This is a genomic window from Arsenophonus sp. ENCA (assembly GCF_002287155.1).
GTDB lineage: Bacteria > Pseudomonadota > Gammaproteobacteria > Enterobacterales > Enterobacteriaceae > Arsenophonus > Arsenophonus nilaparvatae.
Genome location: NZ_NHNG01000284.1, coordinates 1 through 17092, shown reverse-complemented (window position 1 = coordinate 17092; position 17092 = coordinate 1). Strand labels below are relative to the sequence as shown.

15 protein-coding genes and 2 pseudogenes are annotated in these 17092 nt (G+C 38.1%); 9 read left to right on the top strand and 8 right to left on the bottom strand.

What is annotated here, in order from left to right; genetic code table 11:
- Positions 1–62: 62 nt before the first annotated feature.
- Complete coding sequence (locus tag CBG25_RS07530) at positions 63–839, bottom strand: peptide ABC transporter substrate-binding protein (protein ID WP_290605767.1); 777 nt, start codon at positions 837–839, stop codon at positions 63–65.
- A 149-nt stretch (positions 840–988) separates the two neighbouring features.
- On the opposite strand from CBG25_RS07530, the gene tpx reads away from it, so the two are divergent.
- Positions 989–1492 carry a thiol peroxidase gene (gene tpx, locus CBG25_RS07525; protein ID WP_290605765.1) on the top strand — a complete coding sequence of 168 codons (504 nt, stop codon included), beginning with the start codon at positions 989–991 and terminating at the stop codon, positions 1490–1492.
- Between the two features lie 105 nt (positions 1493–1597).
- On the opposite strand, the gene tyrR is transcribed toward tpx, so the two are convergent.
- The 6 genes and pseudogenes from tyrR to pspA all read right to left on the bottom strand — a co-directional run bounded on the left by tyrR (position 1598) and on the right by pspA (position 7416).
- On the bottom strand, positions 1598–3151 hold the full coding sequence (gene tyrR, locus CBG25_RS07520; RefSeq protein WP_290605763.1) for a transcriptional regulator TyrR: 1554 nt from the start codon (positions 3149–3151) through the stop codon (positions 1598–1600).
- A gap of 210 nt (positions 3152–3361) precedes the next feature.
- Positions 3362–4422, bottom strand: a pseudogene (locus CBG25_RS07515) (TIGR01620 family protein).
- On the bottom strand, positions 4419–5816 hold the full coding sequence (locus CBG25_RS07510; RefSeq protein WP_290605761.1) for a YcjX family protein: 1398 nt from the start codon (positions 5814–5816) through the stop codon (positions 4419–4421). Before CBG25_RS07510 ends, CBG25_RS07515 begins: the two are co-directional and overlap by 4 nt.
- Positions 5817–6123: 307 nt before the next feature.
- Positions 6124–6483 (bottom strand): envelope stress response membrane protein PspC, encoded by a 360-nt coding sequence (gene pspC, locus CBG25_RS07505; RefSeq protein ID WP_180816552.1) that lies wholly within the window; start codon positions 6481–6483, stop codon positions 6124–6126.
- Positions 6483–6710, bottom strand: a complete 228-nt coding sequence (gene pspB / locus CBG25_RS07500) for an envelope stress response membrane protein PspB (RefSeq protein WP_032114952.1) — start codon at positions 6708–6710, stop codon at positions 6483–6485. Before pspB ends, pspC begins: the two co-directional genes overlap by 1 nt.
- Positions 6711–6750: 40 nt before the next feature.
- On the bottom strand, positions 6751–7416 hold the full coding sequence (pspA, locus tag CBG25_RS07495) for a phage shock protein PspA (protein WP_290605756.1): 666 nt from the start codon (positions 7414–7416) through the stop codon (positions 6751–6753).
- A 188-nt stretch (positions 7417–7604) separates the two neighbouring features.
- Between pspA and pspF the strand changes: the two genes are divergently transcribed.
- The 7 genes from pspF to fabI all read left to right on the top strand — a co-directional run bounded on the left by pspF (position 7605) and on the right by fabI (position 15129).
- Positions 7605–8624 carry a phage shock protein operon transcriptional activator gene (gene pspF / locus CBG25_RS07490; RefSeq protein WP_290605754.1) on the top strand — a complete coding sequence of 340 codons (1020 nt, stop codon included), beginning with the start codon at positions 7605–7607 and terminating at the stop codon, positions 8622–8624.
- A 229-nt stretch (positions 8625–8853) separates the two neighbouring features.
- Complete coding sequence (sapA, locus tag CBG25_RS07485; protein WP_290605752.1) at positions 8854–10524, top strand: ABC transporter substrate-binding protein SapA; 1671 nt, start codon at positions 8854–8856, stop codon at positions 10522–10524.
- Positions 10521–11486 (top strand): putrescine export ABC transporter permease SapB, encoded by a 966-nt coding sequence (gene sapB / locus CBG25_RS07480; RefSeq protein WP_290605750.1) that lies wholly within the window; start codon positions 10521–10523, stop codon positions 11484–11486. Before sapA ends, sapB begins: the two co-directional genes overlap by 4 nt.
- The gene (gene sapC, locus CBG25_RS07475) at positions 11473–12363 is read left to right on the top strand and encodes a putrescine export ABC transporter permease SapC (protein ID WP_290605748.1); all 891 of its coding nucleotides are present in this window, start codon (positions 11473–11475) and stop codon (positions 12361–12363) included. Before sapB ends, sapC begins: the two co-directional genes overlap by 14 nt.
- Complete coding sequence (gene sapD, locus CBG25_RS07470; protein WP_290605746.1) at positions 12363–13358, top strand: putrescine export ABC transporter ATP-binding protein SapD; 996 nt, start codon at positions 12363–12365, stop codon at positions 13356–13358. Before sapC ends, sapD begins: the two co-directional genes overlap by 1 nt.
- The gene (sapF, locus tag CBG25_RS07465) at positions 13355–14164 is read left to right on the top strand and encodes a putrescine export ABC transporter ATP-binding protein SapF (RefSeq protein WP_290605744.1); all 810 of its coding nucleotides are present in this window, start codon (positions 13355–13357) and stop codon (positions 14162–14164) included. The genes sapD and sapF overlap by 4 nt, the downstream gene beginning before the upstream one ends.
- A gap of 173 nt (positions 14165–14337) precedes the next feature.
- Positions 14338–15129 (top strand): enoyl-ACP reductase FabI, encoded by a 792-nt coding sequence (fabI, locus tag CBG25_RS07460; RefSeq protein ID WP_290605743.1) that lies wholly within the window; start codon positions 14338–14340, stop codon positions 15127–15129.
- A gap of 79 nt (positions 15130–15208) precedes the next feature.
- On the opposite strand, the gene CBG25_RS07455 is transcribed toward fabI, so the two are convergent.
- Entirely contained in the window at positions 15209–16267 is a 1059-nt protein-coding gene (locus CBG25_RS07455; RefSeq protein WP_290605742.1) for a hypothetical protein, read from the bottom strand.
- Between the two features lie 598 nt (positions 16268–16865).
- Between CBG25_RS07455 and CBG25_RS07450 the strand changes: the two are divergent.
- Positions 16866–17092, top strand: a pseudogene (locus tag CBG25_RS07450) (IS5/IS1182 family transposase); the annotation flags it as partial.

The window sequence follows — 17092 nt, the reverse complement described above, 5'->3', positions numbered from 1 at the left end:
GCGATAGAATCAGTAGCGTGATAATCAAAAAAAATCTAATTATTTAGAATGAAAGCCAAGGGTTAATTGAAAATCTTGAGTTGTTCGAGGTGCCCTTTAGTTAAAATTGTATTTTTATGATCCCAATAATGTCGGTTAGGTTGTAAAACAATTTTTTCGCCAGCAATACGCTCAGATAACATAAAAGCACCATTGCCAACTAAGTTTGTTGGTGCAACCCAATTTTGGCCATATCTGGCGATTATTTTCTGATTAACCGGAAAGAAACTAAAATGGTTAGTTAAATTTAGAAAAAAGGGTGCGGGCTGCTCCAAAGTGACCTTTAAAGTATGATTATCAATAGCTTCAACACCTAACTTTTCAATTGGTAGTTCATTATTAATAATTTTTTGCGCATTTTTGATACCCGCCAGGGTGGCAAAATAAGCAAATGGTGAGTTATTTACTGGATCAACCAAGCGACGCCAGCTATAAACAAAATCTTTAGCCGTTACAGGGTCACCATTTGACCACTTGGCATTCGGTCTTAAATAAAAAAACCAAATCCGATTACCGGCGGTTGTCCAACGATTTGCCACACCAGGAATCGGACTACCGGCTTCATTTTGATTAGTTAATCCTACAAATAAATCACGTATTACATGCGATTCTGCTAAACCAACATTGCTGATAGGATCAAGATAAGTTGGATCCGCATTAATCTGCCTAACTATCTCTTGTTTTTCAGCTAATAAGTCCCCTCTAACCACCAACGCAGCCACGGCAGATTTAGTGTTGACGATACAATTTAAAAAGAATATTGCTAATGCTGTTCTATAGCGAAGCATATAGATTTCCATATTATATCCCGATGTTATTATAATTATAGAAAATAATTTGGTTAAAACAATTAGATATAACACAAGTTGTTGTAACGATTTAGATAGGAAACTTAATTATTTTCATTTAGAATTGTTGAACTAAATGTTATTAAGAAGGAAAGGATAAGATGTCAACTAGTACAAATTTCAAAGGGGAAGGTGTTGCTATCAATGGTACTTTCTTGCAACCTGTTGATAAAGCTAAACAATTTACCCTTGTAGCGAGCGATCTTACAGAAAAATCTTTGTCAGATTATCAAGGCAAACGAAAAATTCTTAATATATTTCCCAGTATTGATACCGGTGTTTGCGCTAGCTCTGTTCGCAAGTTTAACCAAATAGCCAGCCAACTAGAAAACAGTGTTGTATTGTGTATTTCTGCCGATCTTCCTTTTGCACAGAGCCGGTTTTGTGGCGCCGAGGACCTTGAGAATGTAGTTACATTATCGTTTTTTCGCGCACCTACCTTCAGTAAATACTACGGCGTAGAAATGACCTCTGGGCCATTAAAAGGACTAGCAGCACGTGCTGTGGTTATCATCGATGAAAACGATAAAGTCATTTATAGTCAATTAGTTGATGAAATCACCCATGAACCGGACTATGATGCCGCTCTTAATGCCTTAAAATAGTGATATTAATACTTACTAAAAATATCTGTTTTTTAATTAAACTATTTGTCTAGTTTTAATTCGATAGCGATAAAACTTATCGCTATCTTGATCCAAATTCCACTATCACTCACCCTCACTCTCTTTTTTATTACTTAATCCATATTCCCGCAACTTATTTGCAATTGCTGTATGCGATACGTTAAGTCGTTTAGCTAATTTACGTGTACTTGGATAATCTTGATAAAGTCGCGCCAATATTGAAGCTTCAAAATGTTTTGTTAATTCATCTAAGGTACCATTTAATTGATCGGTGCTAAACAATGAAATATCTTTTAGATCTGGCAAATGAATATCTTGTGGCGTTAATTCTCGTCCTGCCAATTGAATTAAGGCCTGATAAAGAACATTACGTAGCTGCCGCACGTTACCAGGCCAGTGATAACTGGCAAGGTAATGCCCTAACTTAGGCGAAAGTTTCGGTTTTTCAATACCTTGTTCTTGTGAAAATTGCCTAACAAATTCTACCGTAAGCGGTAGTATATCAGCTTGTCGTTCACGTAGCGGGGGTAAGTTCACCGTTAGTACATGCAGGCGGTAGTATAAATCTTGCCTGAATTGCCCTTTTTCAACTAATTCCAGCAAGTTTTTTTGTGTCGCGCAGATCACTCTGACATCAACTTTAACTTCTTGCTCTTCACCTACCCGACGAAAGGTACCATCATTTGAGAAACGTAATAGTTTGATCTGCATTTGTGGCGACATTTCACCAATTTCATCAAGTAAAACAGTACCTCCATTCGCTTGCTCAAAAAATCCTTTTTTAGCCTCAATGGCATTTGGATAAGCCCCTGCAGCATAACCAAACAGCTCGTTTTCTACCACATCCTCTGGCATCGATCCACAATTAAGCCCTAAGAAAGGTTTATCGCCTCTGATGCTCTGCAAGTGACAAGCTTTAGCTAAAATATCTTTACCCGTTCCGGTTTCCCCAACCAATAGAAGCGGTTCATCAAGTAAAGCTATTTTTTTTAGATCCTCAACCAGCTGGCTCATTTTGGGACTGACTGCAATGATGTGAGCAAAACTATCTGCTGCTGCTATTTTATCTGCTTGATACTGCTTCTCTGCGGGTAATACTTTTAGTAGAATAATGCCGCCTGCATTTTCAATCGAACCCGTTGCTTTATGGTTGTTAATTGGCGTAACCTGCAGCAAATATTTATTACCTTTAATCACCACTTGTTCAGAATAAGATTGTAAATTATTTTGCTCCAGTAATTTTGCCAAACGCGGGTGATTTATTAGCTGATTAAATTTTTTTTCTTTTAACTGATTATTATCAATAGCGAACAATTTTAACATCGCTGAATTGGCTAATTCGATATGAGCTTTAGGATTAACCGAAAAAATAGGATCAGGAAATGTATTTAATAGAGTTAATAATAATTTTTTTTCATGCTCAGAAGGCATAAAAGAGACCGTCTTAACATCTTTAACACCACGAATACGCCGAATTTCAGTCATTAACAGTTGAAACGTCGTAGTGTCAATTTGAGCAAATTTGAGATAAATATTACGATTTGGTGAAATTTCAATCCCTTCAAGGTCAATGTTTTGTAAATCAAGTAATTCACGTGTTAGTCCCATTCGATCTTGGCAAATCACTTCTAATCGCATCACTGAGAACCTTATATCTATATAATTTACTATTTAATTAATTAAGTATGCATTTTTATTTATTAAGCTACCATAGAAAACGTTTTATAACATAAACACTAGCACCAGAAATGATAAACGGATAAGCATTAATCTAATATTGCTGCTTACCATTTAGTCAACAGGGATCTTAATTAAAAAATTACCCAATTAAGCTTGATGGTGAATTAGTTAAATCTTTTTATGCTCAACACTTTTTGGCATAATATTTTTTAACTGGCTGAATAATTGACGACGAAAATCAGCCAATTTAGGTTTATCATCCATCCACGGTAAAGGACGGCATAACTCCATCGTTTTAATACCTAATCTAGCTGTGAGTAAACCGGCGCCGATCCCTTGAGCCGCTCGTGTAGAGAGCCGGGCCATAATATCTTGCGATAACCAATCCATGCCAATTTCACGCACCAACTCACTTGCTCCAGCAAAAGCAATATTAAGTAATACCATTTTAAATAATCGGATACGGCTATAATACCCTAGCTCAATGCCATAAATAGCTGCAATGCGATTAATCAATCGAATATTGCGCCAGGCAATAAATGCCATGTCGACAATAGCTAAAGGACTAACGGCTATCATTAACGCCGATTCAGCTGATGAACGATTAATCTCTTTCCTAGCCTGCTCATCCAAAATAGGTTGCACTATTTGGCTATAAAGTGTCACGATTTCTTTGTCATTATGACTATCATGGATTGTTGTCTGCCAACGTTTCTCGCCGGATGATCTAAGCCTATCGCCGATTGTTTGCCTAGCTTTTGACAAAATTCACGCCCGCCATGCATACCATGACTTTGCAAAAATTCTCTAGCCTGGATGCGTTCTTGACTAAGTTCTTTTAAATAATAAAGCTGCCGCCATTCAGTTATTATGGCGCCAATAGCAGCAATAATAATTAAGCCACCAGCCGCGACAATAGCTAAAGAAACCCAATTTTGATTTATCCACGCTTGGTAGATCCATTGGCCGGTCTGAGCAAAAATACTCACTACGATTAAACTTAAAGCAATAACCACCAGTTTACGCCAAAAACTATAGCGCGGTTTGAGTGCAGCATTGACCAATGCCTCAATTTCACCTTCTCGTTCGTCATTTTCTGCTTCGTGGCTGCTAGCCGCAAATTGTTCAGGCGCTAATTGATCAAACACTTTGGCCTTTTTTAACTTTGTTTTTTTGTTTGCCGGCAAAGACTCATCAAAATCGATGCGGGATTTTAGCGGTTTACTCATTTCAATTTATCTCCGAGTAAAAATTCTAAAGCACTATCCAATCGAATATGAGCAACAGGTTGATCAGTCGCTGTTTCGCGAGGCCGAAAAGATTCAAAATCAAATCCCTGCTTTAACCAAAAATCAGCATTAGGCAAACGCCGTGGTACCTCACCCGGAAAAAAAGTCATTAATCGACCATCTGTTAATCTATATCCCTTTAAGGCAGGTACCCGTTCTCCCTGATATTCAATCATACGATTATCTGTCGCCTGAATTGCAGCTAGTGCCAGACAATCCATGCTGATCCCTTCAAAAGCGGCATTTTGCCAGGCCGCACGAACTAATTGCTGCAGCAATGAAACTAAATTGGCATGTTGATCATGGGTTATATGATCAACCTTACTTGCCGCAAAAAGTAATTTATCAATATGTGGTGAGAACATGCGGCGCAATAGTGTCCGTTTACCATAATGAAAGCTACGCATAATTTGGGTTAATGCGGCCTGCATATCATTAAATGCTGCCGGACCGTTATTCAATGCAGCTAAACAGTCAACTAAAACAATTTGCCGATCAAAATGTTGAAAGTAATCTTTATAAAAACGCTTAATAATTTTTTGACAATAATAGTGATAACGCTGTTGCAACATACCAATATTAGACTGTTTGTCCGCTTGCTTTAATTTGAGTTCATCTGTTGTATCAATATTGGGCCAAGGAAAAAACTGCAATACCGGTGCCCCTGCAAGATCACCAGGTAATACAAATCGCTCTGGCTGAATAAAATATTGCCCCTGTTGTTTACAAAAAACCAAGTAATCGGTGTAAGCCTGAGCAATATTAGCTAATAATTTCTCATCAGCCGCAGCAAAGGGGTCGCACTGTTGACAAAGTTGCAACCATTGCTGTGCCCCCTCCTTATCACGGCCTTTTAATAGCTGTTGCATTTGCCGCGACCAACTAAAATAGTCCTGAGTCAACATAGGCAGATCCAGCAACCATTCGCCTGGATAGTCAATAATTTCAATATATAAATTAGAAGTCTCTTTGACGTGGCGTAGCAAACTCTGTTGCGATCGATAACGTAGTTGCAAACATATTTCACCGATCCCACGGGTAGGAGTCGGCCATTGAGGAGGAGAATGGTACAATGCTGCTATATTTTCGTCATAAGCAAAGCGAGGAATATTAAAATGTTTCTGCGGGATCCGTTTTGCACCTAATAGACGGCCATCTCTTGCGGCGGAAAACAGTGGCAAACGCGCCCCACTGTGCACATGTAGTAACTGATTAACCAGCGAGGTAATAAATGCCGTTTTACCACTACGGCTAAGCCCGGTAACCGCTAAACGGACATAACGATCTACGCTTCGATTGACCAGTTCACTAAGCTCACTTCGCAATCTTTTCATATTTCTCCCATAACAACTTACGCACAAGTTTAGCAATGCCCGGACGTTTAAATAGCTGTATAACTATTAACATAAACCATCGCAAAGGTTTGCGGCTAGTATATTTTAACATTAGTCCAATTATTCCTGCTGGCGCGTAATGAATAACAATAATTATTGCTATTCTTGCCACTTTTCCGCTTAAAAGTTTAATTTTTGGTCGGCTAATCAGCATATTCTTCTGTTAATACATAGGATAATTTTTAGTTAATAAGAAAAATGATTTTACGGTAGAGCATTATTCACTCTACCGTAATTTGATAGTTAGTTACAATTTATTGATGCGGCTATCAATACTGAAACTATCAGAAGTGATATAGCGTTCCATTTGGCGCAGTTTTTTTTCACCCGCTTTCAATTGCTGATCGATTTCATTCATTAACTTAGTCACTTTAACACTAACATCAGTTTCATCCTGATAACCTGCCGGTGCCGGTTCGATAAAAAACCACATTAACAGATAAATAACGATGGTAATGGCAAAAAATCCCAAGAATAATGCCACAACCGCCAGTGCCCGTACTAAATTAACCGGTAAATCAAAGTAATGCGCCAACCCGGCACAAACACCCCCAATCATACGTTGATCAGTACGTCGATAAAGTTTGCGCGCGCCCATTTTTGCCATTATATTTGCCTCCAATTTGGATGCTCTGCATCCAAAATATCTTCCAGCGCTTTAATACGTTGCTGCATGCGTTGTGCTCGCTCGGCTAACTGCGTTAGTCGCTGGATCTCATTCTGCGTTAATTGACTATGGCTATTTCCTTTTTTACCATAGTGGCACCATAACCAAATAGGCAGAATAAAGATAACAAAGATCAATAAAACTAACCCAATAAATATAGAGCCCATCACATTTCCTTATTCATCATTAATTTTGGCTACCAATAGATTACTCTTGTTTGTTCAGTTTAGCTTTCAACGCAGCCAATTGCTCACTGATTTCATCATCAGCTTTTAATTCAGCAAACTGTTGGTCTAAGGATTTTTGTTTACCTAAATGATAACTTTGCGCTTCACTTTCCATATGATCGATCCGCTGCTCAAACTGTTCAAACCGCGCTAATGCTTCATCCAATTTACCACTATCTAATTGACGACGCACATCACGACTGGATTGCGCGGCTTGATGCCTTAATACCATAGTTTGCTGCTTTGCCCGTGTTTCAGTCAGTTTTTGCTCTAATTCAGCAATCTCATCTTTCATACGTACTAGTGTTTCATTTACCATTATTAACTCACTTTTTAGTGTATCAATAATGGTAGCCACTTTTTGCTTTTCAATTAATGCCGCGCGAGCTAAATCCTCTTTATCTTTAACTAGCGCCAGTTCTGCTTTTTCTTGCCATTGTATAACTTGTTTTTCACCACTAGCAATACGGCGCTCTAATCCTTTCTGCTCAGCTAAAGTGCGTGCCGAGATTGAACGAGACTCAACTAACATATCTTCCATTTCTTGGATCATTAAACGGATCATTTTTTGCGGATCTTCTGCCTTATCAAGTAAAGAAGCAACATTTGCATTAATGATATCTGCGAAACGTGTGAAAATGCCCATCGATAAATTCCTTAATTAATATTGAATGATTGATTTGTCATTAAATTTTTTTAACCTTAATCATTGATAAACAATATTCATGCCAATTTTACAAAAAATATAACCATATGAAATAATTAAATTTCTATTTTGTTATCTTTTATTCCAATTTTCGTTATAATTTACAGATTAATTAAAATGACCAATAAATGGCTAAAATGACCATACAATTCTCTACAGATAATATTCTTGGTACTGCTGATAATTTCTTGGAAATACTGGAGCAAACTTCTGCACTTGCCAAACTGAGTAAACCGGTTTTAGTCACAGGTGAGCGAGGAACAGGCAAGGAGCTGATTGCTAGCCGTCTTCATTACCTTTCACCACGTTGGCAAGAACCATTTGTTTCCCTTAATTGCAGTGCCCTGAATGAAAATTTATTAGATTCCGAATTATTTGGTCATGAAGCAGGCGCATTTACTGGTGCACAGAAAAGACATTTGGGACGATTTGAACGGGCAGATCGCGGCACACTTTTCCTTGACGAGCTAGCAACCGCCCCCATGATTGTACAAGAAAAATTATTACGGGTGATCGAATATGGCCAACTAGAGCGTGTCGGTGGTAGTCAAAGCCTTAAAGTCGATGTTAGGCTTATTTGCGCAACCAACGCTAATCTACCCCAATTAGCTAGCAAAGGCTTATTTCGTGCCGATCTACTTGACCGTCTGGCCTTTGATGTCATCCACATTCCGCCCTTACGTGAGCGATTAGCCGATATTATGTTACTAGCTGAACATTTCGCAATTAATATGTGCCGCGAGCTCAATCTCTCTTTTTTCCCTGGATTTACTGTTAAAGCACAAAAAAACCTGTCAGCTTATCCCTGGCCAGGTAATGTACGTGAATTAAAGAATGTTATTGAGCGTTCAGTCTACCGTCATGGCGATAGAGCTGAACCATTAGATTTGATTGTCTTCAATCCCTTTGCTAGTGAGTCAATGATGTCGGTGGTAACAAAAGACAACGATGAACTACCTCAACTTCCCATTGATTTGAAACAATGGCAGCATGCGGCAGAAAAAAATTTACTCGAACAGGCATTACAAATAAGCCAGTTTAATCAGCGCTTGGCCGCTTCACAATTAAAATTAACTTATCATCAATTAAGGGGACTACTGAAAAAACATAACTTGCCAGAGAATCAAAATACAAATAAAAATCAGTAATCGAGAAAGCAGCCATCCGATGCTGGCAAGAAAATTAAACCACTGGCAGCAATCTAAGCAATATCGTGTCGGCAATAAATTAAAGTTTCTATAATTATCAATAACGTTAGCAAAGCAGTTGGTTGAGAATTTTTATCAATAAATTACTGATAATTTTATCAACTCTATTTTGTTGCATAACAGGACTTAAGCTACAATAAAGCCATTCGCACTTATAATAGGTTTTTATATGCGGTACCTAATTTTATGGATTATTTTAATAAATGTAGGGATAATAAATGCATTAGCAGATACCCTTCCACCACAAATTCGTCAAAACAGTTTTATCTATTGTGTTAACGGCATTGTCACTACATTTAATCCGCAAATTGCCAGCACCGGGCTGATTATTGATCCACTAGCCGCTCAACTTTATGATCGATTATTAGAAGTTAATCCATTTACCTACAAATTAAATTCCGAACTCGCCTCGCGCTGGAAATCATTTGATAAAGGGGCAACTTATCGATTTTATTTAAAACGTAATATTCCATTTCAAACAACAGATTGGTTCACGCCGACACGAACGCTAAATGCCGATGATGTTGTGTTTAGTTTTTCCCGTATGTTTGATAAAAATCATCCTTATCACTATGTCGGGGGAGGCAATTATCCTTATTTCGATAGCCTGCAATTAGCTAACAATATCCGTAGTATTCGTAAAATTGATAATTATACTGTTGAATTTAAATTATATACCCCCGATGCGTCATTTCTCTGGCATCTTGCAACTCACTATGCGCCAATACTTTCACAAGAATATGCGCAATATCTCAACAAAATTAATCACAAAAAATTTATTGATTGGCAACCTGTTGGCACTGGTCCTTTCATGTTGGTAGGTTATCAAACCGGTCAATTTATCAAGCTAAATCGGCATAATAACTACTGGAAAGGCAAACCTTTAATGCAGCAAGTGGTGATTGATCTGGGTGCCGGCGGTACAGGACGCATATCTAAATTATTAACCGGCGAATGCGATGTCTTAGCCTATCCAGCTGCTAGCCAATTAAAGGTGCTACGTGAAGATGCCCGTTTGCGGCTATCGATGCGAGCCGGCATGAATATCGCCTATCTGATTTTTAACACTAGCAAACCACCGCTTGATCAATTAAAGGTTAGACAAGCCATAGCGTATTCAATTAATAATGAAAGATTAATGCAATCTATCTATTATGGCACCGCTGAAACAGCAACTTCTGTTCTACCAAGAGCTTCATGGGCTTATGATAATCAAATTAAAGTGACAGATTATAATCCTGAAAAAGCCAAAGAAATGCTAGAAGAGCTCGGTTTGTCCGGTATGAAATTAGATATTTGGGTTTCCGTTATTTCTCAATCCTATAATCCGAGCCCATTAAAAACTGCCGAACTTATCCAGGCAGACTTAGCAAAAGTAGGCATTAAGATGAATATTCATCCGGTAGAAGGCAATTTATTAGAAAATAAGCTGAGTGATCGTAACTATGACATGATTCTTGACGGTTGGTCGACGGATAGTAATGATCCTGATAGTTTTTTCCGCCCTCTACTTAGTTGCGCTGCCAAGGAATCACATACTAATTTGAGTAAATGGTGTAATCCTTACTTTGATGAACTTTTACGTAAGGCGCTAGTAAGCCAAAGTATTTCATCTCGCATTAATTATTACCACCAAGCGCAATCATTACTAGCAAAAGAATTACCCGTATTACCGCTAGCTTATTCATTACATTTACAGGCTTATCGCTATGATATCAAAGGGCTAGTTATTAGCGCCTTTGGTAACTCCTCTTTTGCCGGGGTTTATCGTGATGGGTCGATTAAAACCCCACTACCGGCTGACTCCTATTTTAATGACGAAGAAGGAGCAGCCTGGTGATTATTTACGTATTAAGGCGGTTATTACTTTTAATTATTACTTTATTTTTACTAACGCTGGTTAGTTTTAGTTTGAACTATTTCACTGCTGATGCTCCATTAAGTGGACTATCATTATGGGATGCCTATATTTTTTATTTAACCGGCTTATTACATTGGAATTTTGGTTTTTCTAGTATTAATGGTCAACCGATTAGCAGTCAGCTGAATGCCACTTTTCCTGCCACCATGGAGTTATGCTTTTTAGCGTTTATTTTAGCTTTAATAATCGGCATCCCTACCGGCATTGTTGCGGGTGTCTGGCGCAATAAGCCAATTGATTACATTATTAAAATTTTTATCCTAATCGGTTTTTCTATGCCAATTTTTGTGTTGGCTTTATTATTTATCCTGCTTTTTTCATTGAAATTAGGCTGGTTACCGGTCTCTGGCCGAATTAATTTACTGTATGATCTTGAACCTGTGACCGGTTTTGCCCTGATCGATATATGGTTATCGAATTCAATCTATCGTAGCCAAATGTTTATTAATCTATTAGAGCATTTGATTTTACCCGTTATTACATTAGCTATTGCGCCAATTTCTGAAATGATACGTTTAATGAAAAATAGTACTGAAGCTTTTATGGGTGAAAATTATATTAAAGCAGCAGCAACCAGAGGACTCTCTCGCATTACCATTATCAAACGTCATGTCTTACACAATGCGTTGCCTCTTATTATTCCAAAACTTGGTCTACAGTTTTCTACTATGATAACACTAGCGATGATCAATGAACTTGTATTTAATTGGCCAGGCTTAGGGCGTTGGTTAGTCACTGCCATTCGACAAAATGATTACTCAGCAATTTCTGCCGGCGTAATGATTATTGGTACTTTAGTTATTTTTGTTAATGTCATATCGGATATTTTAGGCGCTATGATGAACCCTTCTAAATATAAGGATGGGTATGTCTTCAGATAATTTTTATCGTGAACAAAAGATGCCATCCCCTATCCGGGTTGTCTGGCGATTTTTCTCTAATGATATTCTGGCAATGACTGGATTTTATGGTATTGTTTTTCTCCTGGTTTTGACTTTATTTGGCAGCTACTTAGCCCCCTATACCATTAACCAACAATTTTTGGGCTACCAGCTACTACCTCCATCCTGCTCGCATTATGGTAATGTGGCATTTTTTTTGGGTACTGATGATCTTGGTAGTGATATTTTAAGTCGATTACTTATCGGTACAGCATCTACCTTTGGCTCTGCACTTGTGATCACCATTAGCACAACGCTGGTCGGATTAATATTAGGTTGTTTAGCCGGCATTACCCATGGGTTAAAATCAGCTATTTTAAATCATGTGTTAGATACGCTGTTATCAATTCCCTCGCTACTCCTGGCGATTATTATTGTCGCTTTTGCCGGTTCAAGCCTTGAAAATGCGATGATAGCAATTTGGTTAGCCTTATTACCAAGAATTGTTAGAACAATTTACAGCGCTGTTCGCGATGAATTAGATACCGAATATGTTCTTGCCGCTCGACTTGACGGTGCTTCAAACTTTTATATCCTTTGGTATACCGTATTACCCAATATCACACCTATCTTGGTAACAGAAATTACTCGCACTCTCTCTATGGCCATTCTGGATATGGCTGCGTTAGGCTTTCTTGATTTAGGTGCTAGATTACCGACTGCTGAATGGGGCACTATGCTCGGTGATAGTTTAGAATTGATTTATGTAGCACCATGGACAGTCTTTCTTCCTGGTGCAGCCATTATGATCAGCGTTTTATTTGTTAACTTACTTGGTGATGGCTTACATCGCGCCATTAATGCTGGGGTGGAATAATGCCATTATTAGATATCCGTAACCTCACTATTGAATTTATGACCGCCAAAGGGCCAGTGAAAGCCGTCGATAATGTTTCTTTACAGTTAAATGAAGGCGAAATTCGTGGCTTAGCTGGCGAGTCCGGTTCAGGTAAAAGTTTGATTGCTAAGGCTATTTGTGGCGTTACTAAAGATAACTTAAAAGTGACTGCCGATCGTTTTTATTTTCTTGATATTGATCTGTTAAAGCTCACTGCACGCCAACGACGTAGAGTGATAGGCCATAATATTTCGATGATTTTTCAAGAACCCCAGTCTTGCTTAGATCCAGCTGAAAATATTGGTAAACAACTTATCCAATCAATACCACAATGGACTTTTAAAGGTCGTTGGTGGCACCGATTTAGTTGGCGTAGGCGACGCGCAATTGAATTACTCCATCGAGTCGGAATTAAAGATCACGATGATATTATGTACAGCTATCCTTATGAACTTACTGAAGGTGAATGTCAGAAAGTGATGATAGCCATTGCGCTAGCAAATCAACCACGATTACTGATTGCCGATGAACCCACCAATGCAATGGAATCGACAACTCAAGCACAAATATTTCGGCTGCTTGATAGATTAAACCAAAACAATAACATGACAATTTTACTAATTAGTCATGATATGCAAATGATGAGCAAACTCGTTGATCGGATTAGCGTACTCTATTGTGGCCAAACCGTTGAAAGTGCAACCCCTGAAGAGTTACTGGTCCGCCCCCATCATCCTTATACACAAGCATTAATCCGTGCAGTACCGGATTTTGGCAGCCCACTTCCACATAAAAGTCGACTAAATACCCTACATGGGGCGATCCCTTCTTTAGAGCACCTGCCAATCGGTTGCCGTCTTGGCCCTCGTTGTCCCTATGCACAAAAAACGTGCATTATCACACCGCCACTACGCAGCATAAAAAATCGGGCCTTTGCATGTCATTTTCCTCTTAATATGGAGGAAACATCATGACAACACCGTTACTGGCAATCAAAAATCTGACTAAAACCTTTCGTTATCGCACCGGGTTATTTCAAACTCAACTATTAGAAGCAGTAAAACCTTTAAGTTTTACCTTAAGAGCTGGTGAAACCTTGGCAATTATTGGTGCTAACGGTTCAGGTAAATCAACCCTGGCCCGCATGTTATCGGGTGTTATTGAACCTAGTGGTGGTGAAATCTTTATTAATGGACATCAGCTTAACTTTGGCGATTATAGTTATCGCAGTCAACGCATCCGCATGATATTTCAGGATCCAAGTACTTCTTTAACCCCCAGGCAGCGTATTGGGCAAATTCTTGAGATCCCTTTAATTCTAAATACTTCACTGTCCGTTCATGAACGGGAAGAGCTTATAGAACAGACTCTTCGCCAAGTTGGGCTATTACCTGATCACGCTGGCTATTATCCTCATATGTTAGCAGCGGGTCAAAAACAGCGAGTAGCGCTGGCAAGAGCGTTGATCCTGCAACCAGAGATTATTATTGCCGATGAAGCACTGGCGTCATTAGATATGACAATGCGTTCTCAAATCATCAATTTAATGCTTGAATTACAAGAAAAACAAGGTATTTCCTATATTTATGTTACTCAACATCTAGGTATGATGAAACATATCAGCGATAAAGTGTTGGTAATGGATAATGGTGTTGTCGTCGAAAGAGGTAATACCGCCGAAGTACTTGCTTCACCTTTACATGAAGTGACCCGACGCTTAATTGCCAGCCATTTTGGTGAACTTTTATCTGCCGATGCCTGGCGGCAAGATGTTAGCTAATATAAAGGCAGCAAAAACTGCTCGGATCAGCGAGGTAATACAACATATTTTCTTCTGTCATGATAAACTCTCTGCCGTTTATCAAAAATATAATGCATAAATACCATCTACAATAGATAATTTATGCTGTGTATATTATTGTTATTATTTAAAAATTTACAAGGATACGGCTTATGGGCTTTATGAGCGGCAAGCGCATTCTGATCACTGGTTTAGCTAGTAAACTATCTATTGCTCACGGTATTGCACAAGCAATGCACCAACAAGGGGCTGAACTGGCCTTCAGTTATCAAGGTGATAAACTGAAATCTCGCGTAGAAGATATGGCAAACAGCTTTGGCTCTAGTATTGTTTTGCCATGTGATGTTGCTTCCGATGAAAGTATCACTACCTTATTTGCCGAGCTGGCGAAAGTATGGCCCAAATTTGATGGTTTTGTCCATTCAATTGCCTATGCACCAGCCGATCAACTTGATGGTGATTATGTCGATGCAGTGACACGCGAAGGCTTCCGGATTGCCCACGATATTAGTTCCTATAGCTTTGTTGCGTTAGCAAAAGCTTGTCGAAGTATGTTAAATCCTCATTCTGCCCTGGTTACCCTAAGTTATTTGGGCGCTGAGCGTGCGATCCCTAACTATAATATTATGGGATTAGCAAAAGCTTCCCTTGAAGCAAATGTTCGTTATATGGCTAACGCAATGGGGCCTGAAGCTATTCGCGTTAATGGCATTTCAGCCGGTCCAATCCGCACATTAGCAGCATCGGGCATAAAAGATTTTCGGAAAATGCTATCACATTGTGAATTAGTAACCCCTATTCGCCGTACGGTAACAACGGAAGATGTTGGCAATTGTGCTGCTTTCCTTTGTTCTAATTTATCAGCGGGTGTGACAGGTGAAATTTTACACGTTGACGGTGGTTTCAGTATTGCTGCTATGAACGAACTAGAGTTAAAAGCGTAGTACAATAATCAGCCCGCCAAATCTATTGATTGATAATGATGCAATTTAACGGCGGGCTTACTGTTATAAGCAAAACAAATTAATGATACTGAATAAGATAATTTGCCATCAAATCGGTAATTATCCCTCTTTGATCGTTATAACTAATAAAATTTTCAGGCGTTATATCGATGATCCTAGGTAACATTGATGTCACAATACTCGATTTTGTTAAACCTTGAATACCCTGATTACTGTCAACCAAACGCAACGCCTCTGCCATTGAAGCAAAACAAGCTTGCAGATTATTTTGTGTTTCTTCTGAGCCGCTAGCATTAATTTTTTCTTTGATCAAACTATCAAAGTCTTCTTGCGCAAAGACCTTGTCTAATTGTTGCAATGCTTCTGGATCACTGTTATCGATTGGCAAAATATTTTTTAATTCATTCATATCGACGTTGGGGAAAAATTCACCTAAAAAGGTTTTTACCATCCATGATAAAGAAATGGGTTCAGATTGAAGTGCTTCGTTGCTAAATGCCTTAATCAATTTGCTATTATCATCTTTATTGTATATTGCTTTATTCGGCTCTCCTCTAAAAATACCCTCAACATTTTTGTCCGCTATAAATTGATTTAACTTGTCACAAATTCCTGCGATATTAGCACGCATTGCTTGTTCTACTGCTATACGCTCTTTAGCAACTTGACCTGCTTCTATTTTGTTCTGCTCGACATTATCGCTGGCTGAGGACATTTTTCTCTGCCAAAAACTGGGATTACTCAATTTGAGTAAACCATCGTACAGCATATTAAAGCCAGTTTTCTGCGGTTTTTCATTTAAAATAACACTTTCTGATTTCACTGTAGTTGATTGCGCTGACTCAGGCAATTTTTTGCCAGTTAACGTCATTCCTTCTGATGATATTGAACTCACTCTACGCAATTCAACGGGAAATTTTTGCGGTTGAGATGAATAGCTAAATGAATCATTTGATTTCCAGTCAAATTCGCTGGAACTATTTTTTACGCCAATCAAACTATTCACCAAACTAATTGTTAAATCTTTAAAATTATTAAAGCTGTTTTGAATGCTTGATAACAGCGAAGTAGTCGATGTTTCAGTATTATTGGTGTTGGAAAAACTATCTAAACGCATGTTAACTCCATTATTTATTTTATATATTTGCCCGAACAAGTGTAAATACAATTAAATAACACCAATACCAAATTTAGCTTTTCTATTATTTACAAAATAAATATCTGACTTTTTATAAACAGTAAATATATTATCTGTAGATAAATAGCCATTTATAAAATAAATTTATTTAATTATGCCAATAACCAATACGACACAAATAACATTAATAATTTTTAATGATATTTTATGTTATGCAAAAAATGTTAATTTTTCAATATTGTTAAGATTAGGTTAAGTAAAATAAAGAGTGTTGTGTTTTAATAAAATTTCATTATTAATATTAAAAATATCGAAATTATTACTGGTTAAATATTATAAACCCGTCAATAAATAAACTTTTTAAAACTAATTACCCTGTTATCAAAATATTATTTATAAGACGGGATTTTTTAATTTACTTATTAATAATTTTTAATAAGATAATTTGCAATTAAATCCTTGATCTGATTAGCTTCCTCTTTATGTGTTGCAATATACATGGGCACCTCGAAAAACCTAAGCCGAGTTTGATTTTGCTGATAAAGTTATCGGAAGCTGGTCTACTGAGCTAACCACCATGAAGAAATGCAGCGCCATTAAGAATGACCTCTTTGCAAACCAGTATCACCAACAGACGATCGACAAGTTGGGTGACCCGCTGGTCAAGATCGAAACCTGTATAGACTTTGCGCATCTAGCAGCAGAAATCGACCATGTGGTACCGCGTCCTGTCAGCAAAAAAGGCGGACGTCCACCATTTCCAACAGAGACCATGGTTCGCATTTTAGTCTTAAAGCGTATCTA